We start from the raw sequence: 21,157 nt of genomic DNA, 5'->3' as shown, positions 1-21,157 counted from the left end.
GCCCCGCCCCCCGGTGGGGCCCCCGGTCGGACCTTCGGTGGAGCCTCGTCAGCGGCCTCCGCGGTGCCCCGGCCTGCGGGTGACCCAGTCGCGGACGGTGTCCGCGAACCAGTAGGGCTTACCTCCCTCCACGAGGTCGGGCGGCGGTAGGAGGCCGTTCTTCTTGTAGGAGCGCACGGTGTCGGGCTGCACGCCGATGTGCGCGGCGATCTCCTTGTACGACCAGAGCCGTCGGTCGGCCATCTCGCACCTCCCAGGTTGGCTGGTGGGCAGGTCGTCAGCCTGTGTGGGGTGAACGACGCGGAGTGATCCTCGACGGGGTGCTGTGGGTGCCCTGTGACAGCGGTCCCGTGGAACCGTGACATTGGTGACGGACGCGCCGAATAGAAGGTCAATATGTAAGGACAAACCGTTGACAGGTGTCTCCGACGCGGCGGACGATGTGCCGGGCACGCACCCGCCGAAGAGAGGGGACGCGATACATGACCGCACCGCACGACGTGGTCACCATGGGCCGCATCGGGGTCGACATCTACCCCCTCCAGACCGGCGTGCCGCTCCAGCACGTGGAAAGCTTCGGGAAGTTCCTGGGCGGTTCCGCCACCAACGTGGCCGTCGCCGCCTCGCGGCTCGGCCGCTCCACCGCGGTGGTGACCCGCACGGGTGACGACCCGTTCGGCGTCTACTGCCACGAGGCGCTGCGCGGCTTCGGCGTGGACGACCGGTGGGTGACGCCCGTGCGGCGCTACCCCACCCCGGTCACGTTCTGCGAGATCTTCCCGCCGGACGACTTCCCGCTCTACTTCTACCGCCAGCCCAAGGCGCCCGACCTCGAACTGCGGGCCGACGAACTGGAGCTGCCCGGTATCGCCGCCGCCCGCATCTTCTGGATGACCGGCACCGGGCTGTGCGCGGAACCCAGCCGCACGGCCACCCTCGCCGCGCTGGCGGCACGCGGAAAGGGCCGGGCGCCGGACGGCGTGGCGGCCACGGGTGCGGGACCGCACGGCGAGGGCACTGCCGTCGCCACCGTCTTCGACCTCGACTGGCGGCCCATGTTCTGGGGCGCGGGCACCGACGGGGAGCTGACCGAGGCCGAGGCCGCCGAGGCGGCCCGCCCCCACTACCGCGCGGCTCTCGCCCACGCCACCGTCGCCGTGGGCAACCTCGCCGAGTGCCAGGTCGCCACCGGGGCCCGCGAGCCGCGCGCCTGTGCCGAGGCCCTGCTGGCGGCCGGCGCCCGGCTGGCCGTCGTCAAGAGGGGCCCTGCGGGCGTGCTGGCGGTCCACGCGGACGGCACGACCGCGCAGGTGCCACCGCACCCGGTCGAGGTCGTCAACGGGCTGGGCGCCGGGGACGCGTTCGGCGGCTCCCTGTGCCACGGGCTGCTGGCCGGCTGGGACCTGGAGTACGTGATGCGGTACGCCAACGCCGCCGGTGCGCTGGTCGCCTCACGGCTGGCGTGTTCCTCCGCGATGCCGGCGGAGTCCGAGGTCGAGGAACTGCTGCGCGGCTGAACGGGCGCCCGGCCCGGCCGGCCCGGTTCTGGCCGGGCCGGTGAAACCGGTGAAGCCGCCGACCGGTGAAGGCGCCGACAGGTGAAGACGAGGGGTCGGTGGAGGCGAGGGGCCGATGGCGGCGTCGGGCCGGTGGCGGCGTCGGGGTGATGGCGGCGTCGGGTCGGCGGGGTCGGCCGCCGAGCCTCGGGGCGCCCGACCGCTGCCCCGGCCCACGTGCCGGCGCCCTCCCCGTGTCCTACGGCCGGAGCGCGGCCATCCCCCAACCCTTCGAAAGCGAGCCCACCTTGGCCAGCAGCAGTGTCAGCCTCTCGGAGCTGGCGTCCGTGCGCACCCGGCATCCTCAGGCCATCGCCGAGGCGGCGGCTCACCGCGCGCGCCGTCCGCTGGTGGACGAGCGCGAGCGGCTGGTGATCGTTGCCGCGGACCATCCGGCGCGCGGCGCGCTGGCCGTCGGGGACGACGCGCTCGCCATGGCGAACCGCGCCGCACTCCTCGAACGCCTCGTCACCGCTCTCTCCCGGCCCGGTGTCGACGGGGTGCTGGCGACCGCCGACATCCTGGAGGACCTGCTGCTCCTGGGGGCGCTGGAGAACAAGGTGGTGCTGGGTTCGATGAACCGGGGCGGGCTGGCGGGCGCCGCCTTCGAGCTGGACGACCGGTTCACCGGGCACCGTCCTGAGGACATCGAGCGGCTGCGCTTCGACGGGGGCAAGCTGCTGCTGCGCATCGACTACAGCGATCCCGGCTCGTTGCGGACGCTGCACGCCACCGCGCGCGCCATCGATGAGATGGCGTCCCGCCGGCTGCCCGTCTTCGTCGAACCGTTCCTGGCGGGACGGGTGGACGGCAGGCTGGTCAACGACCTGAGCGGTCCCGCCGTCGCCCGCTCGGTCGCCATCGCCTCCGGACTCGGCGGCACCTCCGCCTACACCTGGCTCAAACTGCCGGTCACCGCGGACCCCGAGGACATGGCGTGGGTGTGCGAGACCTCCGCGCTGCCCGTCGTCCTGCTCGGCGGCGAGGTGAGCGGCGATCAGGAGGGCACCTATGAGAAGTGGCGGAGGGCGCTGAGCCTGCCGACCGTGCGTGGGCTGGTCGTCGGGCGTTCCCTGCTCTACCCGGCCGACGGCGAGGTGAGCGCGGCCGTGGACACCGCCGTCGGGCTGACGAAAGGGCTGTGACGAGATGACAGGCACCGGAACGACAGGCACCGGAACGACAGACACCACGAACGGTTTCCACCTCCGGGCGGGGCGGGCCGCCGCGGGCCCCTACGCCGTCGACATCGATCCGCGGAGCGCGGGCTGGGGCTACTCCTCGCTGCGGGTGCTGGAGGTGGAGCCGGGCGGCTCGCACGTCTGGGAGACCGGCGGGAGCGAGTGGATCGTGCTGCCGCTGTCCGGCGGCTGCACCGTCGAGGCCGACGGGGTCACGCTCCACCTGCACGGCAGGGAGAGCGTGTTCGCCGCCGTCAGCGACTTCGCCTACGTGCCGCGTGACGCGCAGGTGTCCCTCAGCAGCGCGGCAGGCGGCCGGTTCGCGCTGACCGGCGCGCGCTGCGAGCGGCGGCTGCCGGTGCGGTACGGCGCCGCCGAGGACGTGCCCGTCGAGCTGCGGGGCAGCGGGCAGTGCTCGCGGCAGGTCAACAACTTCGCCGCCGCGCACGTGTTCGAGGCCGACCGGCTCATCGCCGTCGAGGTGCTCACCCCGGGCGGCAACTGGTCCTCCTACCCGCCGCACAAGCACGACGAGGCGCGCGAGGGCGTCGAGAGCGAGCTGGAGGAGATCTACTACTACGAGATCGCCCCGCACGGGGCCACGGAGGGCGTCGGCTACCAGCGCGTCACCCCCAGCGGTCGCGGGCGGGGCACCGACGTGCTCGCCGAGGTACGCGGCGGTGACGCCGTGCTGATCCCCGACGGCTGGCACGGGCCCTCCATGGCCGCGCCCGGCCACGACATGTACTACCTGAACGTGATGGCCGGTCCCGGGGTGGATCGCGCGTGGCATATCTGCGACCATCCTGATCACGCGTGGATTCGTGGTACGTGGGCCGAAACTCCTGTGGATCCCAGGCTTCCGCTGTACGAGGCGAAGGATTCCGCAGCATCACACGCCAGTTCGTCCGGAGAGGCGCGTGCCGGCTCGTCCGAAGAGGCACATGCCAGTTCGCCCGAAGAGGCGCGTGCCGGCTCGTCCGAAGAGGCACGCGCCGGCGCGCGGGAAGGGGAGACGAAGCGGTGACCACCGTCAGGCTGACCGTCGCACAGGCCCTCGTACGCTTCCTCGCCGCGCAGCACACCGAGCGCGACGGACAACGGCACCGCCTCATCGACGCCTGCTGGGGCATCTTCGGACACGGCAACGTCGCCGGTATCGGCCAGGCCCTCGTCGAGAGCGGCCAGGGCCCCGGCGCACCGCTCCCCTTCCACCAGGGCCGCAACGAACAGGCCATGGTGCACGCCGCCGTCGGCTTCGCCCGGCACAAGGGCCGGCTCTCCGCGCAGGCCGTCACCACCTCCATCGGCCCGGGCGCCACCAACCTGGTCACCGGAGCCGCGCTGGCCACCCTCAACCGGCTGCCCGTCCTGCTGCTGCCCGGCGACATCTTCGCCACCCGCGCCCCCGACCCCGTCCTCCAGCAGTTGGAGGTCCCCTACGCGGGCGACGTCTCCGTCAACGACGCGCTGCGCCCCGTCTCCCGCTACTTCGACCGGGTGCTGCGTCCCGAGGCGCTCATCCCCGCCGCGCTCGGTGCCGCGCGGGTGCTGGCCGACCCCGCCGAGACGGGCGCCGTCACCCTCGCGCTGCCGCAGGACGTGCAGACGGAGGCCCACGACTGGCCCGAGGAGTTCTTCGCCGAGCGGACCTGGCGGGTGGGCCGCCCGGGGCTGGAGCCGGAGGTGCTGGCGGCGGCGGCCGAGGCGGTCCGCACCGCCCGCCGGCCGCTCATCGTCGCCGGCGGCGGCGTCCACCACAGCGAGGCCGAAGCGGCGCTGCGGGCCTTCGCGGACGTCACCGGCGTACCCGTCGCCTCCACCCAGGCGGGCAAGGGCTCCCTGCGGTTCGACCACCCCTGCGACGTGGGCGGGATCGGCCACACCGGCACCGCCGTGGCCGACGCACTCGCGCGCACCGCCGACCTGGTCGTCGGGGTCGGCACCCGCTGGACCGACTTCACCACCGCCTCGAACACCCTCTTCCCCCCGGGCGCCCGCTTCCTCAACCTCAACATCGCCGCCTTCGACAGCCACAAGAGGGCCGGACTCTCCGCCGTCGCCGACGCGCGCGCCGGCCTGGAGGCGCTCACCGGGGCGCTGCGCGGCCACCGGGTCTCACCCGACTACGAGGCCGAGTACACCCGCGGCAAGGAAGCCTGGGAGCGCGCCGTCTCCGAGGCGTTCGCGCCGCACCCCCTGGACGCGGACGCGAGGCCCTCCCAGACGCAGGTGCTCGGCGCGCTCGACTCCGTCGTCGGGGACGAGGACGTCGTCCTCAACGCGGCCGGGTCGATGCCCGGCGACCTGCACAAGCTCTGGCGCGCCCGCTCGCCGCGCCAGTACCACGTCGAGTACGGCTACTCGTGCATGGGCTACGAGATCCCGGCCGCCGTCGGCGTCGCGCTGGCCGATCCGGAGCGCACCGTGTGGGCGCTGGTGGGCGACGGCACGTACCTGATGCTGCCCACCGAGATCGTCACCGCCGTCCAGGAGGGCGTGAACATCAACGTCGTCCTCGTCCAGAACCACGGCTACGCCTCCATCGGCGGCCTGTCCGAACAGACCGGCGGCGAACGCTTCGGCACCGCCTACCGCTACCGCGACGCGGACGGCGGCTACACCGGTGACCCGCTGCCCGTCGACCTGGCCGCCAACGCCGCCTCGCTCGGCATGGAGGTGCACCGCGCCGCCACCTGCGAACAGCTCCGCGCGGCCCTGGCGGCGGCCCGCGCCTCCGACCGCCCCACGTGCGTGTACGTCGAGACCGACACCGAACCCGACGTGCCGGCGCCGGGGCCCGAGGCCTGGTGGGACGTGGCCGTCGCCGAGACCTCCACACGCCCGGCCGCCCGCGCGGCACGCGAGGAGTACGAGCGGCAACGCGCCCGGCAGCGCCGCCCCCTGTGACCCCACCGGCGGCAACACCAGCCGGCAGCCGGCACACACCCCCGTCCCGAGAAAGGTCCCGGCCCCCCATGAAGACCCTCGGCCACTGGATCGGCAACAAGCCGTACGAGTCGACCTCCGGCACCGTCGGACCCGTCTGGAACCCGGCCACCGGCGCCCAGCCCACGCAGGTCTCCCTCGCCTCCGCCGACGAGGTGGACACGGCGGTCGCCGCCGCCAAGGCGGCCTACCGCGCCTGGTCGCGCTCCTCGCTGGCCAAGCGCACCGCGTTCCTGTTCCGCTACCGCGCCCTGCTGGACGCGCACCGCGACGAGATCGCCGCGCTGATCACCGCCGAACACGGCAAGGTGCACGCGGACGCGCTCGGCGAGGTCGCCCGCGGCATGGAGATCGTGGAGCTCGCCTGCGGCATCCCCGAGAAGCTCAAGGGCGAGCTGTCCACCGAGGTCTCCACCCGGGTCGACGTCTCCTCCATCCGGCAGCCCGTCGGCGTGGTGGCCGGCATCTCGCCGTTCAACTTCCCCGCCATGGTGCCGATGTGGATGTTCCCGCTGGCGGTGGCCTGCGGCAACACCTTCGTGCTCAAGCCCAGCGAGAAGGACCCCTCGGCCGCCTACCGGCTCGCGGAACTGGCCGCCGAGGCGGGCCTGCCCGAAGGCGTCCTCAACGTCGTCAACGGCGACAAGGTGGCCGTCGACCGCCTGCTGTCCCACCCCGACGTGGCCGCCGTCTCCTTCGTCGGCTCCACGCCCATCGCCCGCCACGTGCAGGCCGAGGCCACCGCCGCAGGCAAGCGCGTCCAGGCGCTCGGCGGCGCCAAGAACCACATGCTCGTGCTGCCCGACGCCGACCTCGACCACGCCGCCGACAACGCCGTGAGCGCCGCCTACGGTTCGGCGGGCGAACGCTGCATGGCCGTCTCCGTGGTGGTGGCTGTCGGCGCGGCGGGCGACGCGCTCGTCGCCCGGATCGCGGAGCGGGCCCGCGCGCTGCGCATCGGCCCCGGCACCGACCCGGCCAGCGAGATGGGCCCGCTCATCACCCGCGAGCACCGCGACAAGGTCGCCTCCTACGTCACCGGCGCCGCCGCGCAGGGCGCCGAGGTCGTCGTCGACGGCACGGGCCTGACCGTCGAAGGACACCCCGAGTGCGCCGACGGCTTCTTCCTCGGCGTCTCCCTCCTCGACAAGGTCACCCCCGGCATGGCCGCCTACGACGACGAGATCTTCGGCCCCGTGCTCAGCGTCGTGCGCGCCGAGACCTACGACGAGGCGATCGCCCTGATCAACGCCAGCAAGTGGGGCAACGGCACCGCCATCTTCACCCGCGACGGCGGCGCCGCCCGCCGCTTCCAGCTGGAGGTCGAGGCCGGGATGGTCGGCGTCAACGTGCCCATCCCGGTGCCCGTGGGCTACCACTCCTTCGGCGGCTGGAAGCAGAGCCTCTTCGGCGACCTGCACATCTACGGCAACGACGGCGTGCAGTTCTACACCCGCGGCAAGGTCATCACCACCCGCTGGCCCGCCCCGGAAGACGGTGGCGGCGTCAACCTCGGCTTCCCGAGCAACCACTGACGGCCCGGAGGACCGCACCGCCGCCGTCCGCCACGGACGGCGGCGGATCCTCCGTGGTCCGCCACGGCGGGGAGCGCCTGCTCAGGCGGCACATGGCCGCTCTTTCTCGGTAACCTCGACCGCATGCTCGGGAACATGAACGCCGCACCGCTGGCCTGGCTCCGGGCGCTCAAGGACACCGCCCGCTCCGGGCTGACCGTGGAGCGCGCGTCGCTGACGCCGCTGATAGCGGTACGCGGCGCGTGCGGCGTGGGCGTCGTGGTCGGGCTGGCGCTGCTCATCGGCACGCCGCAACTCGCGGTCTCCAGCGCCTTCGGCGCCTTCGCCTCCGGCATCGCCACCTTCCAGCGCAGCTGGCGGCCCCGGCCCGTACTGGCGTTGGCCGCCTCCGCCGGGCTGGCGATCTCCACCTTCCTCGGCTATCTGCTCGTCGGCTGGCCGTGGGCGTTCGTGCTGCTGCTCGCCCTGTGGGCGTTCCTGGCCGGTATGGCGTGGGGGATAGGGCCCACCTCAGGAGTGGTCGCCGCGTTCAACATCTCCGTGATGCTCATCACCGTCCACCTGCCCGCCTCCACACTCGGTGCGCTCAACCACGCCGCGCTGATCGCCGCGGGCGGCGTCGTGCAGGCCGGACTCATCGTGCTGTTCCCCATCAGGCCCTGGGGCGAACGGCGCGAGGCGCTCGCCGACGCGCTCGCCGGCGTCGCCGACTACGCCCGCAGGCTGCGGCACGACCCGATGGCACCCTTCGACCCCGAACCCCTGATCGAGGCCCGCAGCGCCGCCTACGTCACCCCGCGCCAGGCCCGCCGCCGCCCCCGCCAGTTGCACGGCTACCGCGCACTGGCCGAACGCTTCCGCCCCGTCCTCGCCTCGCTCGCCGACCCCGTCGTCGGCGGCGCGCCGATGGTCGGTCCCGAACGCGACCGGGTACGCGAACTCCTGTCCGCCGCGGCCACCGTGCTGGACGCCACCGCCCGCGCCGTCCGGCGCGGCGAACGCGTCCGCCTGCCCGACCAGGCACTCGACGTCCTGCGCGTCCCCAAGAGCGGACCCGTCCTCTCCGGACCCGCACGGCGCGCCGGACTCCGCCTGATCGCGCTCACCGACGACGCCGTCGAGGCCGCCCAGGAACCCGTCGAGGTCACCCGCGGCGGCGTACTGGCCCGCGTCACCTGGCACGTGGCCGACCGCGAAGGCCGCCGCCGCGGCTTCCCCGACCGCGCGCCCCTCGTCGACGCCAGCCTCGACGGGCCCTACGGCCCCGACCCCGAGGATCTGGCCGCCGAGGAGGCCGAGGCCGCCCGCCTCGAGGAGACCAAGGCGGCAGGCGGCAAACACACCCCCGCCGCGGGGCACGCGCTCGCCCGCGAACGCCACCTGCACATGCCCACCCTCGCGGGACTCGTCCCCGTCGCCGTGCGCTCCTTCCGGCGCGAACTCCACTGGCGCTCCGCGATCCTGCGCCACGCGATCCGCGTCAGCGTCGTCGCCTCCGTCGGCTACCTCCTGGGCAACGCGCTGCCGCCCGCCCACGGCTACTGGGTCCCCCTCACCGCCGCCATGGTGCTGCGGCCCGACTTCTCCCGCACCTACGAACGCGGCGTGGGCCGGTTCGTCGGCACCCTGCTCGGCGTCGCCGTCGCCGGCACCGTCATGGCACTGGCGAGCCCGGGCCCCTACCTGAGCGCGGCCCTCGCCGTCGTCAGCGTCGGCTTCATGTACCTGCTGATGCGCACCGGACAGGCCATCACCTCCATCTGCACCGGCGCCTACGTCGTCTTCCTCCTCGGCATCCTGGGCACCGACTGGTACCAGACCGCCTACGAACGCGCCGGACTCACCGCACTCGGCGGAGTACTGGCCATGCTCAGCTACGCGCTCTTCCCCGCCTGGGAAACCCCCCTGCTGCGCGACCGGCTCGCCGACTGGCTCGCCGCCACGGGCCGCTACGCCATCGCCGTCATGGACGCCTTCGCCCAACCCGCCGAACGCGCCCCCCGCCAGGTCCGCGAAGCCCTGCTCGACACCCGCGCGGCCCGTCAGACCTGGGAACAGACCGTCAACCGCGCCGAAGCCGAACCCGTACGCCACCGCGGCACGCACTCCCCGCTCTCCCGGCGCTCCGCCAGCGACGCCCAGTCCGCGCTCGTCACCCTCGGGCGCGCCACCATGCTGCTGGAGGCGCACCTTCCCGACAGGGAGGCCCCCTCCGACCCCGGTGCCGTCGACTTCTCCGCCGCCCTCGCGCCCGCGGTCGCCGCCGCCACCACCGCCATCCGATCGAGCGAACCGGTCGAGTGGGGCGACGTCCACGCCGCCCTCACCCGCTGGTGGGAACAGGCCGACCACCCGCCCCCGGTCGCCCTGCGCACCGCCGAACTCCTCACCGACGCGTTGGACGACCTCGCCCACGCGGTGGCTCCCCGCGACTCCTCGGGACGCGGACGGGAGCCCCACGCAACTGGTGCCCGTACCGATAAATCATGATCGGCGGCTCACCTTCGCCGGCTGCCGCCTCCACCATGACCCGGTAGATGAACGGCGCGGGCCCCGTCACCTGCACGACGGTCCCCGCCTTCCCCGTCTTCTCGTCGCGCACCCGCTCGCCCTCGCCCCACACGGTCACACACTCCGCAGCGGGCGGCGACGCGTGCCGTCACCGCGCTCGCCGTCACTGTGCTCGCCGTCACTGTGCTTGTGCCGCAGGTGTGCTCCGAACAGCGCCTCCAGATCAGCCCGCGGCTCCGGGTCCCCGGCCGCCCGGTTGATCTGCGTCCGGTACCACTCGCAGTCCAGACACTGCTCGCGGCTCGCTCGTTCCCGTTCCATGGCTGCCTCTATGCCTCTTGAATGCTGGAGATTTCCCTTCCGGACCTCAAGAGTGCGTCACCGGGCGTAATCTCAACAGCACCGACAGCATGAGTGGTGACGAAGTAATGAGCCGACGTAAGCCCATGGCCAACGGCCGTCCCGACCCGTCCACGAGCATGGCCGTCCTCTTCGGCACCCACCTCAAACGCCTGCGCGAGCTGCGCGGCTGGAGCCAACAGGAGCTCGCGGGCAAGGTGTTCGTCACCCAGTCCCGCATCGCCCAGATCGAACGCGCCTCCGGCGCGCGGCCGACGGCCGAACTGACCGCGGCGCTGGACCTGGCGGTCGGCGCGGGCGGATTGCTGAACGACCTGTGGCCGTACGTGTACCGGGAAAGCTTCCCGGATTGGGCGCAGAGGTTCATGGAGCTTGCTGCCCGCGCTGCTCACATTCGCGAGTACGCCTCACAGGCAGTGCCGGGGCTCCTTCAGACAGAGGCCTATGCCCGGGCGGTGCTGAGCGTGGGGCGCACCATGACGGGCGCCCAACTCCTGGAAGAGCGACTAGCGCTGCGTATGGAGCGGCAGAGCCGTTTGCGGCGAAGCGATGCTCCGACGCTGTGCGTCGTGCTCGACGAGGCGGTTCTCGCGCGTCGGGTAGGCGGCGACCGGACGATGTACGGGCAACTTGAGTTGATGCGCCAGGTGTGCGATCAGCACACGGTTCAGGTGCTCCCTTTCGCCTCTGGGGCGCACCCGATGCAGGGAGGGTCGCTCACCTTGCTGACCATGCCGGACGGCACCGAAGTGGCGTACGCCGAAGGCGCCGACCACGGACAACTGTTTGAAGAGCCGGACCAGGTTAAGCTCTACTCCCGGGCATACGATCAGGTGCGTGCGGAGTCGCTTCCCACGCCCATGTCCGCGCGGATGATCGCCGATGCAGCGGAGGGCTACAAGCATGGTGGATCTAGCCGGCGCGCGTTGGCGCGCAAGCAGCTACAGCAACCCGGACGGCGGCAACTGCGTCGAGGTGGCGGACGGATTCCCTGGCATCGTCCCGGTGCGTGACAGCAAGGCGCCCGCCCGCACGCCGCTCGTGTACTCGGCAGCGGCCTGGACGGTGTTCGTCAACGGGCTGAAGCGGCGCGTGCGCTGAACCGTCTGCTCAGACCCGGGGCCGGAGCCGACGTGATGATCTCTGCCAGTTGGGTGCCTGCGCGTAGAAGGGCGAGTGCGCGTTGGGAGATGGCCTCCAGGCGGGTGTCGAGTGCCGCGAGTGAGTGGCTCACGTCGTGGAGGTCGCGGATTGCCGTGACCGCTTTCTGTACGTCGGGAATGCGGTAGCCACTTGCTCGCAGCGCCGCGGTGATGCGAGCTTCCCGGATGGCGGTGAGGGGGTAGCGCCGGGCTGTTCCCGCTCGCGTGGTGACCCGGTCCGGTGCCACCAGGCCGCTCTTCTCCCAGAAGCGGAGGGTGGACGCCTTGACCCCGAGGGCCTGCGACAGCTCGGTGATGGTCATGGAGTCCGCTTCACCGGGTGCGGCGTCGGTTGCCGCCTCGGCTCGGATGGACTCCAGCGCGAGACGGGCCGCGAGCGCCTGCTCTCGTTCGTCGTTGAGCCTGGCATGGAACCCGCAGATCAGCGCCGTCCCCTGACGGGGTGGCCGGAGGCGGATCTCTCGCATGGCGTGCCGGGCGTCGACGGGGCCCACGGCGTGCGCGAGGTCGCGGTACGCGCGCAGGGCGCGCAGGTGGGCAGCGGAGAAACGCCGGTAGCCGTTGCGCGCTCTCTTTGCAGCGGGAAGAACGCCCAAGGCCTCCAAGTCGCGGACCTGCTGCGCGGAGTACCCCGACGCTGCCGCGACAGCGGCGGTGCTCATGGGCGCATCCTCTTCGCCGGTCGTGTCCACGCGAACCCTCCATTAGCACTTCAAGTACACGCTTGAACCATGAGTATGAACCAGCTCCTCGAGACGATCCGCTCATTCGATGGGGTGCTCGAGCTCGCGCCCGGCGAGGGCAGTGCGTTTCCCGAGATCGCCTGGGGCGACCACTTCTTCTACTACGCCCCCGACGGCCAGGTGCCGCAGCGTGAACAGCCCTACGCCACGCTCGTCACGAAGAACTATCCCGGCGATACCATGTGCGACCTCGACCGTCCTGACCGCCGGCGGCTGAACATCCGCGTCGGCAGGGAGGCGTTCGTCGAGCTGACGGGAGAGGATCCCCGAGCCGAGTTCTCGCCGAGGGACTACACCGCCACCGACGTCGTCCTCCCTCACCCGGTGTACCGCGCACAAGGGTGGGTCTCGATCACCAACCCGGACTCCGCCACCGGCCCGTTGGCAGCCCGGCTGCTTCGCGAGGCGCACGAGAACGCCAGGCGCCGGGCGGAACGCCGGAGAGGCGATACGGCAGCAGAGGGGGATGGCGGCGCCGGGCGGTGACCGGTGACGCAGCGCGCGGCGTCCCCGTCGCCGCCGTCGGTCCCCGCTGAACCAGGCGGCACCCTCGGACAGCGCCTTCTTGAACGGGACGTCGTCCCTGTTCCGCCCCGTCGAACCGGGGGCCCGCCCCAAAGTGCGCCCGAAGAACGACGCATGACTCCCGAAGACCGCCTGTGCAGCCGACCTGCATGGGAGCGTGCGCACTGGCCCGCAGGAGGCAAGAGCAGGGCACGCCGTCGCTGCGCACGGCTGCGACGGCGTCTCCGCATCACGGCTCCGCCCCCTGAAGAAAAACTGTGGCGGCGGGTGTAGACATCGTGAGGGGTGGGCGCTAGAGTTTTTCTTGTACTCACGAAGGGCAGATGGGTGCGGCAGGTGACGAACTGCCGCACGCGAAGTTCAAGGAAGGGAACGGCAGCCGAGCGGCGGGGCCGGATACGTGAGGGTTCCGCCGCTGGCTGCCGGGCCCGGCAGCCCCAGGGGCTGCGAGCAGTACCACCGTTGCAGTGCGAGTAAGTGATCAGAGAAGGAGGAGGTGCAGACGCCATCAGGATCGCCCGGGTGGGCAAGGTCCGCCCGGGTACCGCAGACCCCGGATTGGAAGGTGGTCCCCGGTCAAGCAGCCGCGATCCACGCACCCGTCCTTCTGGGCGGCGATGCGGAGAAAAGAAACCGGTGCAGTTATAGCCGGTAGATGGTGTTGATCCCCCTCGGGGCCTTGGTGCCGTGCGGCACCAAGGCCCCTCGACGCGTTTTCCGAGAGGTGCCAGTGGCCGCAGATGATCGCTCCACCCCGTCGAGCCGTCTCGACGATGACGACTACCCCGCCTACACCATGGGCCGGGCCGCCGAGATGATCGGCACCACGCCGGCCTTCCTGCGGGCCATCGGCGAGGCGAAACTGATCGTTCCGCTCCGCTCGGAGGGCGGGCACCGCCGCTACTCCCGCTACCAGCTGCGCATCGCGGCGCGCGCACGCGAACTGGTCGATCAGGGGACCCCGATCGATGCCGCCTGCCGCATCATCATCCTTGAAGACCAGCTTGAAGATGCCAAGCGCATCAATGAGCAACTGCGCCACAGCGGCGCATCGCCCCAGTCGTCGACCGATGGCTGACGCGTGCCGCCACCGGTCCCGCGCACCGTGAGAGCGCGGCGCGGCGCCCGGAAGTGCGCTGCACGCGTCCACTGTCCGCTCCGGTTTCCCCGCCGAGACACGACCTGCTGTTCGGGGCGGTCGGCTGCCGGCCTCGGATGACGGGTCCGCCGGCCGTAGGCGCATACCTCTTACCGCCGTTGCAGAAATACACGAAGTGGGCGACCATAAATTCCGCTCCGACACCTCTCGAATTGTCGGCCGCAGGTGGTCGCGGGCAGACCGTGTTACGGTGGATGCTAGTTGCAGTTGTGGTTCCCAAAGATTTCAGATGCTCTGACGACACGTGTCGACGAGTACGTTTTCATTTCCGGAGTTTCCGGAGGGGAAATCATCGCAGCGACTCCGAGTCCGCAAGGTGTGGGCTCCGGGCACTGCCCCCCAAGGAGATTCGTACATGGCATCTGGCACCGTTAAGTGGTTCAACTCGGAAAAGGGCTTCGGCTTCATCGAGCAGGAGGGTGGCGGCGCTGACGTCTTCGCCCACTACTCGAACATCGCCGCCACCGGCTTCCGTGAGCTTCTTGAAGGCCAGAAGGTGAACTTCGATGTCACGCAGGGCCAGAAGGGCCCGCAGGCGGAGAACATCGTCCCCGCCTGACGCGTACCACGCAGCTGGGGCCCGCACCATCGGTGCGAGCCCCAGCTCGCTGTATTCCGGGTGCCCGTGAATTTCTGACGGGTACGCTACGGACACGCTGCGGGAGCGAGCGGCACTCTCGTCCGACGAAGCTCCCGCCCCCGGGCTGGATGTTTTCCTGCCCAGTCCCTGCCGCCCGAGCCGCCCTCTCTGTTCTCTTCCCGGCCGGCTCCGGCACTTTTTCCAGGACGAACCGCCACCCCTCCCGGGGGCGGCGAGGAAGCGTCCGTCTTTTCAACGGCTCGATCTTGAGAATCCCCAGACGGCACGACACTGCTGGGACGCATTCCTCGATACGTGCCGCATCGAGGAAGGTTCTCCATGAACCGTACTGCTCGCACACATGACAACTCCTCCCGCTCGGGCACGGGCTCGGGCTCGGGCTCCGGCCGGGGCGGTCGCGGGCGCCCCGCTCCGACGAGCGGTCGCCGCAACGCTCCAGGCCGTTCGGCCAAGACCGGGCGCAAGGGCGGGCCAGGCCGGCGGCCCGCCACTCGTTCAGCGGAGTTCGCCCTGCCGGACAACACGACGCCGCCGCTGCCGGCCGTCGAGAGCTTCGCCGAACTCGCCCTGCCCGACCGCCTGCTTGCCGCGCTGCGTTCCGAAGGCATGGCCGTACCGTTCCCGATCCAGGCCGTGACCTTGCCGAACTCGCTGGCCGGGCGGGACGTGCTGGGCCGCGGGCGTACGGGCTCGGGCAAAACACTCGCCTTCGGCCTCGCCCTGCTCGCCCGAACGGCCGGCCGACGGGCCGAGCCCCGGCATCCGCTGGCCCTCGTCCTCGTCCCCACCCGGGAACTGGCCCAGCAGGTCACCGACGCGCTCACCCCCTACGCCCGGTCGCTGCGGCTGTGGCTCACCGCTGTGGTCGGCGGTATGTCGATCGGCCGCCAGGCGAACAGGTTGCGCGCTGGAACCGAGGTCGTTGTGGCGACCCCCGGCCGGCTCAAGGACCTCGTCGAACGGGGCGACTGCGCGCTCGACCACGTCGCTCTCACCGTCCTCGATGAGGCGGACCAGATGGCCGACATGGGCTTCATGCCCCAGGTGACCCACCTGCTCGACCAGGTACGGCCCGGCGGGCAGCGGCTGCTCTTCTCCGCCACCCTGGACCGGAACGTCGACCGCCTCGTCCGCCGCTACCTGACCGACCCGGTGGTCCACTCCGTGGACCCCTCCGCGGGTGCGGTCACCACCATGGAGCACCACGTGCTGCACGTGCACGGCAGCGACAAGCACGCCACCACCGCGGAGATCGCGGCACGCGACGGACGGGTGATCATGTTCCTTGACACCAAGCATGCGGTGGACCGGCTGACCAAGGACCTCCTGGCCGTCGGAGTGCGGGCATCGGCCCTGCACGGCGGCAAGTCGCAGTCTCAGCGCACCCGCATCCTCGCCCAGTTCAAGACCGGGCGCACGAACGTCCTGGTCGCCACCAACGTCGCCGCTCGCGGCATTCACGTCGACAACCTCGACCTCGTCGTCAACGTCGACCCTCCCAACGACCACAAGGACTACCTGCACCGTGGCGGCCGTACCGCCCGTGCGGGCGAGACCGGCACCGTCGTCACCCTCGTCCTGCCGACCCAACGTCGCGACATGGCCCGGCTGATGGCCGACGCGGGCATCGAGCCGCAGGTCACCACGGTCCGCTCGGGTGAGGCCGAACTGAGCCGCATCACCGGCGCCCAGGCGCCGTCCGGGCACTCCGTCACGGCCACCGCGCTGGCCGCCGAGCGCCCCGAGGCCACCAAGCGCACCGGCTCCTCCGGGCGCGCACGCCGGAACCGTCCGACTCAAGGACGCCGCCCGGCCCAAGGGCCTCACAGTTCTCAAAGGTCTCCCTCCGCTCAGGAGCCCCCCTCCGCTCAGGGGCAACGCCCGGGGAAGCGAACACGGGGCAGGACCGCCGCGACGTCGTCTCCGGTGAGATCAGCAGGGCGCTGACCCGGCGCCTCGCAGGCGGTGACGACAGCGGCGGGCGGCGAGAGCGCCGAGGCGGCGTTAGGTTCCCCGATGCTGTCCCGGTGCGTGACGGCGGGGCCCCGTCCGCGCACCCGCTCACGGCCTCAAGCACCGCCCGGTCAGAGTTCATCGACCAGACAAAGCCCTCCCCTGCGCTGGGGCGGGGGAGCGGCGGAGGGCATCCGGCTGGAGCGGGAGTTCACGGGTGCTCGTTCAGCCAGCTCCTGCCCGATTCCGTAATCGACAGCCAGTAGAGGGTGCCGCGTGGTTCCCAGTGGTAGGTGTCGAAGGCGGCGACACATGTCCTGACGGTGTCAGCCACTGGCATGCACCACGGACTGAACCCTGCTTCCTCGAGAGTGCCGATCTCCATCAGGTTCCCCTTGAGCAGCGCTGTCAGGAGCTCGACAGTCATTGCCTCCGGGTCGGTGCCGCTGCTCTCCGCATGGCGCCAGGCGTAGGCAATCACGTTGTCGATTGCCACCCAATCATCTTCGCCGTCCTGCAGGATCTCCCTGATGAGGGGTGACAGCGTCATCCGGATCCTGGAGTCGAGGTGGTGGCGGAGGGTGCGGCGACGGGCCGGATGCAGGCCGCGCGCGATGAACCGGTTTCCACCCTGGTCCCGTGGTGACGGTAGCGACCGCAGTGGCAGGGGGGTGCCTCTCTGCCCGACTCGTACGCGTACCAGACAGCGGCCGCGCTTCCCGACGCCCAGGCACGGGGAGTGAGCGCCAACGCCCCCTGGCTGCGTAACTCCCTCTACATGAGTGCGTCGGAAGCCGCACGCAGTGAAGACCTCTCCTCGGTACCTGGCAACCCCGTTCCCGGCGGCGCGGGCACGTACGCACCTCCCGGCGCACCGAGGAGCGGCGGCAGCAAGAACAACGAACAGTCGCAGGAGCCAGGTCGCCTCAAGCGGAGTAAAGCGGTACGCGAAAGCCCCCTGCCCGAACAGGGCGGGCAGAAGAGGAGAGGCCGACACTGACGGCGCGGCGCGGCGCGGGGAAGCGCGGCGAAGCGCGGCGAAGCGTCAGCGTTTCACGCGGCCCCGCACCGCGAGGACCGCCAGGCCCAGCAGGATCGGTTCGGACACGCGGGAGCCCATCTCCACGTAGGTGCCGGCCGTGGTCAGATCCTGGCCGGATGAGCGGAAGACGACGGAGTTCAGGACGACGCGCAACGACTGGTCGAACCGGTGCGCGGTGAACCGGGCGTGGAGCGGCGCAGGCGGTGGGCCCGCGTCGGGCGTGTGCCCGGGGACGCCCCAGGCCGCCATCACCAACACCGTCGCCCCCATCGCCAGGCCCAGCCAGGCGAGGGCGCGCGTCGCCCGCAGGCCGTAGCCGGAGAGCGCCCAGTAGAGGTGGAGGAGCGCGCGTTCTCCCCACGGACGGGTGCGATCCGCGCGCCGCATCTCCATTTCGCCGTAGTAGAAATCGGCTCCACCCGGCTCGTCTTTGGCGTCCTCGAACGACTTGCGCAACTGGCGGTAGAGAGAGGCCAACGCGGTGGGGGACAGCACCGGTACGCCGTCGGGCCCCGCGTCCCAGCCAGGGAGGTTCCGCGCCGCCCGCCAGCGCTGTTCCTCGGCAAGGGTGATCCGGGAAGTCCATCGGGTGGGGAAGCGGCCTCGGTGGTGCCAGCCGGTGGGTACGCGGCCGAAGTGGTACTCCCCTTCGAGCCTGATCTGGTCGAGGTGCACGGCACCGGCCATGCGGCAGGCACTCAGATCGACGCTGTCGAGCATGAGCTGCGCCGCGTCCACGCCCCGGAGGGAGAGCACCCGCACGGGAGACTCGGGAGGCTCGGGCCGCGCGCCCGACGTACGGGCGCCGTGGGTGGTCCCGCCCGCCGACCGTATGGGGAACGGCTCGGCGTGCGCCACCAGGCTCACGGGCTGCTCGAAGACCGCGTCCGACAGGTCGACGTCGGCGCGCCGTACGCGCAGCATGGCTGTCGCCGCCCACCGCGTCCGCCAGCAGGTGACACGATCCGCGTCCACTTCGAGGGTGACCGGGTCGGAGAACGTGACCTCGGACAGATCGAGGGTGCCACGGCATATCAGGGGGCCGAAGCGCGCCGTCTTGTCGAAGCTCACGCCCGTGAAATCCACGCCCGCCAGAAAGCGCACATCCGTCAGCTCCGGGGAGTCGGAGAACGTGGCCCTGCTGAAGAAGCACTGCCCCTCGAACACCGCGCCTCTGGTGGACACGTTGGCGGAGAAACGCGCACCGCCGAAATGGGCTTCCCTCGTGAACACCGCCTGCCGGAACGAGGCACGCTCGCCGAAGGCGGAGGCGCCGAACTGGCTGACGCCGCAAAACCGCGCGGCACGGAACGACGGCCGCGCGTCGAAGTGGACCTCGTGGAAGTTCACCGCACGGTGGAAGACGGTCTCGGCGAAGCTCGCCCTGTCACCGAACCGTGCCCTGTCGAACGTGGCGAGCCCCGCGAACGCAGCACGCTCCACGGTGGCCCTGTCGCCGAACTGTGCGTCCGCGAACGTGACCCTGCCGGTGAAGGTGGTTTTGTTGAAGCTCAGACGCGTCCCGAACCGCGCAGCCCCGAAAGAGACGCCCTCCCCGAACCGCGCCTCCTCGAAGTGGGCGCGCTCACCGAAGACAGCGGAGCGGAAGTCGGCGCTCTCCCCGAAGACGGCTCCCCGAAACCGCGCACGGTCGCCGAACCGGGTGCCGGGAAACAGCGTGCCGTCACCGAACTCAGCGAGAGTGAAACTGATGTTCTCCCCGAACGAGGCCCCGCTGAACCAGACGGCGCCTCCGAACACCGCCTTCTTGAACAAGACGTCGTCCCCGAACTGCGCCCGGTCGAACCGGGTGCCCGCGCCGAAGCGCACCCCGAAGAACGACGCGTGAGCGTCGAAGGCCGCCTGCTCGAAAGCAGCCCACCCGAACCGGGCGATGTCGTCCGGGCCCCGTAACGCGGACAGCAGCTCCTGAAGGAGAGCGGGCGTGAACCGCGTACCGGAGTAGTCGACGTTCGCCCCCGGCCGCAGCGCACGCAGGTGGCCGGCGCGCTCCTCCTCCGGGAGATGCGCCAGACACCGCGTGTACGGCGGCACCCGGCGACCCCGGCACCCCGTGCGGTTCTCCTCGTCGGCCCCCCACCCACAGGACGGCCAGTGCGGCGGCTCCATCGGCATACCACCATCCTCCACGACCCTTTCGGGTTGTGTGCCGGTGCGTGACGCCCACGCACCGCTCGAAGATCACCGCCGCACCACGAACCGGACCACGGGGCCGTCTTCTGTGTGCACAGATCCCCCGTCGAACTCCTGGCCTGGGAAGTCGGCTTCGAGGCACGCCCGCCACATGAAGGCGATGTCGGACGCGAGGTCGTTGATCCGGCTTTCGTCGTCCGGGGTGGCGGGAGTGACGACCTGCCACAGCATGAACTGATTGAGTACGGCCTCGATCGCCGTCAAGTCCCCATCAGTTGTGCGATACCACTCGGCGAAGTTGTCCGGCTCGTATGCGCGCTCCCAGATCACACACCCGGAGACCTCGACGAAGCGCGGCCGGAAGCACTTCGACAAAGCTATCCAGTCGGCGAGCCCGAGACGATGCCTCGCGAAGTCCACGTAGTCCAGACCGCCACCGAGGTCTTGCGACCATGCGTCGATGTCCGGATGCATCGAGCCACCCTTGCTGCTCACCGCCGATATCGCCCGCTGCCTTGCGGCGACTCATTCAGGCTCACGAATTCTCCAAGGGTTCGATCCGGGCTTCGAACGTGTCGTCCTCGACCTTTCGGGGGTATCGCGCAGTATAGACGCATGCGCTAGGAAATGAAAATTAGGGAACACTTCCCCGTTTCGGGCTGCCCCAGGACGCTGTGAATAGATAGATCCACCACAGCGGGTTGACGAAGTTGTACCAGCTCTTTCTGCGTTCGAGGTGATGCCTCCAGTAAGCGTCTTGCTGTTCCACTGATCCGATGCGCTCACAACAGTAGCCGAAGGTAGGGACAAGATCGCGAATCGTTGGAGGTCGCCACATCCGCAGGATGTACACCATCCACGCCCCGTGCGATGCGGCTTGCGGAGAAGGCCGGGTGTCGATTCTGGCCCCGTTACAGCAGAGGGTGATGCCTCGACCTGCGAGTTCCGTTCTCATGTCCTGCAAGGCGTGGAATACGTCTTCCCCTTGTGCCGATGCTTCCACGCCAATGGGGGACTCGAGCTGCAATACCCAAGGGCCGTCCCCTTCGACGATAATCTTCCACTCCTTCTCCTCGCCCTCTTGTCTTACATGAATCTGGCATGCGTTACCTGAGTGCGGCAATGCCATCTCGGGCGCTCCTCAAGACTTCCTCCATTTCGGGCACGTCGTAATATGGCGTTCCGCAGCCTGGTCGGAACAGCGTCAATGGTTCCGTCAATTCCTCAAACACATCGGAATCGGGAAAGTGGTCGATCAGGATCCTTTCGATTTTGTTGATCAGTTGCAGGGATTGATCGCGTCCGCCCAGGAAGGCGTCGACGAGGTGTAGTAGGTCGTCGGTGGGCGCCCAGCGCCCGTGCCCGCTACCCTTTCCGCTGCGTGCCATGAAAGCGTTCACCCCTTCGGGGTCGCCAACTCTGGCAGGTGTTTCCCATTTTTTGTCGATTTGCCAAAGCGGGGTTGTAGGGAACCACCTCATTGCCAGGTTTCCGGATTCTTGGTCCCGGGATGCAAGCTGGTGCCAGGCCGAGCGGGTCGATCAGGTAGAGGCTGTTGCTGACATACGTGTGGGGGTTCGGGCCGGGGCCCAAGCCAAGCGGATCCGGACTGAGGTAGCGGGCCGTCTCCGGATCGTAGAAGCGGAAGTAGTTGTAGTGGAGGTCTGTCTCGGGGTCTGCGTATTGGCCGGGGAAGCGGAGGGGGCAGGTGGTGGTGTCCGGCGG

20 protein-coding genes are annotated in these 21,157 nt (G+C 70.5%); 12 read left to right on the top strand and 8 right to left on the bottom strand.

Annotation, left to right across the window (positions count from 1 at the left end; all coding sequences use genetic code 11):
• Positions 1 to 48: 48 nt before the first annotated feature.
• Positions 49 to 243 (bottom strand): MerR family transcriptional regulator, encoded by a 195-nt coding sequence (locus tag AB8Z75_RS14635; RefSeq protein WP_369201954.1) that lies wholly within the window; start codon positions 241 to 243, stop codon positions 49 to 51.
• A gap of 239 nt (positions 244 to 482) precedes the next feature.
• Here AB8Z75_RS14635 and iolC point away from each other — a divergent pair, with 239 nt between their 5' ends.
• The 6 genes from iolC (at position 483) to AB8Z75_RS14605 (ending at position 9,711) form a co-directional block, all read left to right on the top strand.
• Positions 483 to 1,517 (top strand): 5-dehydro-2-deoxygluconokinase, encoded by a 1,035-nt coding sequence (iolC, locus tag AB8Z75_RS14630; RefSeq protein ID WP_369201952.1) that lies wholly within the window; start codon positions 483 to 485, stop codon positions 1,515 to 1,517.
• A gap of 287 nt (positions 1,518 to 1,804) precedes the next feature.
• Positions 1,805 to 2,701, top strand: coding sequence for a deoxyribose-phosphate aldolase (locus AB8Z75_RS14625; protein ID WP_369201950.1), 897 nt, complete (start codon positions 1,805 to 1,807; stop codon positions 2,699 to 2,701).
• Positions 2,702 to 2,705: 4 nt separating this feature from the next.
• Positions 2,706 to 3,764: a 5-deoxy-glucuronate isomerase gene (iolB, locus tag AB8Z75_RS14620; protein ID WP_369201948.1), complete on the top strand. Its 1,059-nt coding sequence runs from the start codon at positions 2,706 to 2,708 to the stop codon at positions 3,762 to 3,764.
• A complete protein-coding gene (gene iolD / locus AB8Z75_RS14615) occupies positions 3,761 to 5,647 on the top strand; it encodes a 3D-(3,5/4)-trihydroxycyclohexane-1,2-dione acylhydrolase (decyclizing) (protein WP_369201946.1) in 1,887 nt (628 codons plus the stop codon). The genes iolB and iolD overlap by 4 nt, the downstream gene beginning before the upstream one ends.
• Before the next feature lie 68 nt (positions 5,648 to 5,715).
• On the top strand, positions 5,716 to 7,221 hold the full coding sequence (locus tag AB8Z75_RS14610; RefSeq protein WP_369201944.1) for a CoA-acylating methylmalonate-semialdehyde dehydrogenase: 1,506 nt from the start codon (positions 5,716 to 5,718) through the stop codon (positions 7,219 to 7,221).
• A gap of 123 nt (positions 7,222 to 7,344) precedes the next feature.
• On the top strand, positions 7,345 to 9,711 hold the full coding sequence (locus AB8Z75_RS14605; protein ID WP_369201943.1) for an FUSC family protein: 2,367 nt from the start codon (positions 7,345 to 7,347) through the stop codon (positions 9,709 to 9,711).
• 135 nt (positions 9,712 to 9,846) lie between these two features.
• Here the strand turns inward: AB8Z75_RS14605 and AB8Z75_RS14600 are convergent, their stop codons facing one another.
• Positions 9,847 to 10,053 (bottom strand): hypothetical protein, encoded by a 207-nt coding sequence (locus AB8Z75_RS14600; protein WP_369201942.1) that lies wholly within the window; start codon positions 10,051 to 10,053, stop codon positions 9,847 to 9,849.
• A gap of 125 nt (positions 10,054 to 10,178) precedes the next feature.
• Between AB8Z75_RS14600 and AB8Z75_RS14595 the strand changes: the two genes are divergently transcribed.
• Together AB8Z75_RS14595 and AB8Z75_RS14590 are read left to right on the top strand one after the other, a co-directional pair.
• Entirely contained in the window at positions 10,179 to 11,105 is a 927-nt protein-coding gene (locus tag AB8Z75_RS14595; protein WP_369201958.1) for a Scr1 family TA system antitoxin-like transcriptional regulator, read from the top strand.
• Positions 11,068 to 11,193 (top strand): DUF397 domain-containing protein, encoded by a 126-nt coding sequence (locus tag AB8Z75_RS14590; protein ID WP_369201941.1) that lies wholly within the window; start codon positions 11,068 to 11,070, stop codon positions 11,191 to 11,193. Before AB8Z75_RS14595 ends, AB8Z75_RS14590 begins: the two co-directional genes overlap by 38 nt.
• Here the strand turns inward: AB8Z75_RS14590 and AB8Z75_RS14585 are convergent.
• A complete protein-coding gene (locus tag AB8Z75_RS14585; RefSeq protein ID WP_369201940.1) occupies positions 11,165 to 11,917 on the bottom strand; it encodes a MerR family transcriptional regulator in 753 nt (250 codons plus the stop codon). The two genes, AB8Z75_RS14590 and AB8Z75_RS14585, sit on opposite strands and share 29 nt — an antisense overlap.
• Before the next feature lie 75 nt (positions 11,918 to 11,992).
• On the opposite strand from AB8Z75_RS14585, the gene AB8Z75_RS14580 reads away from it, so the two are divergent.
• The 4 genes from AB8Z75_RS14580 to AB8Z75_RS14565 all read left to right on the top strand — a co-directional run bounded on the left by AB8Z75_RS14580 (position 11,993) and on the right by AB8Z75_RS14565 (position 16,230).
• Complete coding sequence (locus AB8Z75_RS14580; RefSeq protein WP_369201956.1) at positions 11,993 to 12,484, top strand: DUF6194 family protein; 492 nt, start codon at positions 11,993 to 11,995, stop codon at positions 12,482 to 12,484.
• Between the two features lie 835 nt (positions 12,485 to 13,319).
• Positions 13,320 to 13,601: a MerR family transcriptional regulator gene (locus AB8Z75_RS14575; protein WP_359188820.1), complete on the top strand. Its 282-nt coding sequence runs from the start codon at positions 13,320 to 13,322 to the stop codon at positions 13,599 to 13,601.
• Positions 13,602 to 14,037: 436 nt separating this feature from the next.
• Positions 14,038 to 14,241, top strand: coding sequence for a cold-shock protein (locus AB8Z75_RS14570; protein ID WP_114018134.1), 204 nt, complete (start codon positions 14,038 to 14,040; stop codon positions 14,239 to 14,241).
• Positions 14,242 to 14,601: 360 nt separating this feature from the next.
• Positions 14,602 to 16,230, top strand: coding sequence for a DEAD/DEAH box helicase (locus tag AB8Z75_RS14565; protein ID WP_369201939.1), 1,629 nt, complete (start codon positions 14,602 to 14,604; stop codon positions 16,228 to 16,230).
• A gap of 217 nt (positions 16,231 to 16,447) precedes the next feature.
• Here the strand turns inward: AB8Z75_RS14565 and AB8Z75_RS14560 are convergent, their stop codons facing one another.
• The 5 genes from AB8Z75_RS14560 to AB8Z75_RS14540 all read right to left on the bottom strand — a co-directional run.
• Complete coding sequence (locus tag AB8Z75_RS14560; RefSeq protein ID WP_369201938.1) at positions 16,448 to 16,786, bottom strand: hypothetical protein; 339 nt, start codon at positions 16,784 to 16,786, stop codon at positions 16,448 to 16,450.
• A 495-nt stretch (positions 16,787 to 17,281) separates the two neighbouring features.
• Positions 17,282 to 19,414 carry a pentapeptide repeat-containing protein gene (locus AB8Z75_RS14555; RefSeq protein ID WP_369201937.1) on the bottom strand — a complete coding sequence of 711 codons (2,133 nt, stop codon included), beginning with the start codon at positions 19,412 to 19,414 and terminating at the stop codon, positions 17,282 to 17,284.
• A 66-nt stretch (positions 19,415 to 19,480) separates the two neighbouring features.
• Entirely contained in the window at positions 19,481 to 19,906 is a 426-nt protein-coding gene (locus tag AB8Z75_RS14550) for a hypothetical protein (RefSeq protein ID WP_369201936.1), read from the bottom strand.
• Positions 19,907 to 20,538: 632 nt separating this feature from the next.
• Positions 20,539 to 20,820 carry a hypothetical protein gene (locus AB8Z75_RS14545; protein ID WP_369201935.1) on the bottom strand — a complete coding sequence of 94 codons (282 nt, stop codon included), beginning with the start codon at positions 20,818 to 20,820 and terminating at the stop codon, positions 20,539 to 20,541.
• A partial coding sequence (locus AB8Z75_RS14540) for an RHS repeat-associated core domain-containing protein (RefSeq protein WP_369201934.1) occupies positions 20,798 to 21,157 on the bottom strand: 360 nt, incomplete at its 5' end. The genes AB8Z75_RS14545 and AB8Z75_RS14540, both read right to left, overlap by 23 nt.

Source organism: Streptomyces sp. PU-14G, assembly GCF_041028275.1.
GTDB lineage: Bacteria > Actinomycetota > Actinomycetes > Streptomycetales > Streptomycetaceae > Streptomyces.
The sequence above is the reverse complement of the archived record's forward strand: the minus strand, read 5'-3'. Positions and strand labels throughout refer to the sequence as shown.

What these genes read in the sequence shown, in the direction of transcription:
- AB8Z75_RS14635 (WP_369201954.1), bottom strand. Translation starts at nt 243, where the DNA reads ATGGCCGACCGACGGCTCTGGTCGTACAAGGAGATCGCCGCGCACATC.
- iolC (WP_369201952.1), top strand. Translation starts at nt 483, where the DNA reads ATGACCGCACCGCACGACGTGGTCACCATGGGCCGCATCGGGGTCGAC.
- iolB (WP_369201948.1), top strand. Translation starts at nt 2,706, where the DNA reads ATGACAGGCACCGGAACGACAGGCACCGGAACGACAGACACCACGAAC.
- AB8Z75_RS14610 (WP_369201944.1), top strand. Translation starts at nt 5,716, where the DNA reads ATGAAGACCCTCGGCCACTGGATCGGCAACAAGCCGTACGAGTCGACC.
- AB8Z75_RS14605 (WP_369201943.1), top strand. Translation starts at nt 7,345, where the DNA reads ATGCTCGGGAACATGAACGCCGCACCGCTGGCCTGGCTCCGGGCGCTC.
- AB8Z75_RS14600 (WP_369201942.1), bottom strand. Translation starts at nt 10,053, where the DNA reads ATGGAACGGGAACGAGCGAGCCGCGAGCAGTGTCTGGACTGCGAGTGG.
- AB8Z75_RS14595 (WP_369201958.1), top strand. Translation starts at nt 10,179, where the DNA reads ATGGCCAACGGCCGTCCCGACCCGTCCACGAGCATGGCCGTCCTCTTC.
- AB8Z75_RS14585 (WP_369201940.1), bottom strand. Translation starts at nt 11,917, where the DNA reads ATGAGCACCGCCGCTGTCGCGGCAGCGTCGGGGTACTCCGCGCAGCAG.
- AB8Z75_RS14580 (WP_369201956.1), top strand. Translation starts at nt 11,993, where the DNA reads ATGAACCAGCTCCTCGAGACGATCCGCTCATTCGATGGGGTGCTCGAG.
- AB8Z75_RS14575 (WP_359188820.1), top strand. Translation starts at nt 13,320, where the DNA reads ATGGGCCGGGCCGCCGAGATGATCGGCACCACGCCGGCCTTCCTGCGG.
- AB8Z75_RS14570 (WP_114018134.1), top strand. Translation starts at nt 14,038, where the DNA reads ATGGCATCTGGCACCGTTAAGTGGTTCAACTCGGAAAAGGGCTTCGGC.
- AB8Z75_RS14565 (WP_369201939.1), top strand. Translation starts at nt 14,602, where the DNA reads ATGAACCGTACTGCTCGCACACATGACAACTCCTCCCGCTCGGGCACG.
- AB8Z75_RS14560 (WP_369201938.1), bottom strand. Translation starts at nt 16,786, where the DNA reads ATGACGCTGTCACCCCTCATCAGGGAGATCCTGCAGGACGGCGAAGAT.
- AB8Z75_RS14555 (WP_369201937.1), bottom strand. Translation starts at nt 19,414, where the DNA reads ATGCCGATGGAGCCGCCGCACTGGCCGTCCTGTGGGTGGGGGGCCGAC.
- AB8Z75_RS14550 (WP_369201936.1), bottom strand. Translation starts at nt 19,906, where the DNA reads ATGCATCCGGACATCGACGCATGGTCGCAAGACCTCGGTGGCGGTCTG.
- AB8Z75_RS14545 (WP_369201935.1), bottom strand. Translation starts at nt 20,820, where the DNA reads ATGGCACGCAGCGGAAAGGGTAGCGGGCACGGGCGCTGGGCGCCCACC.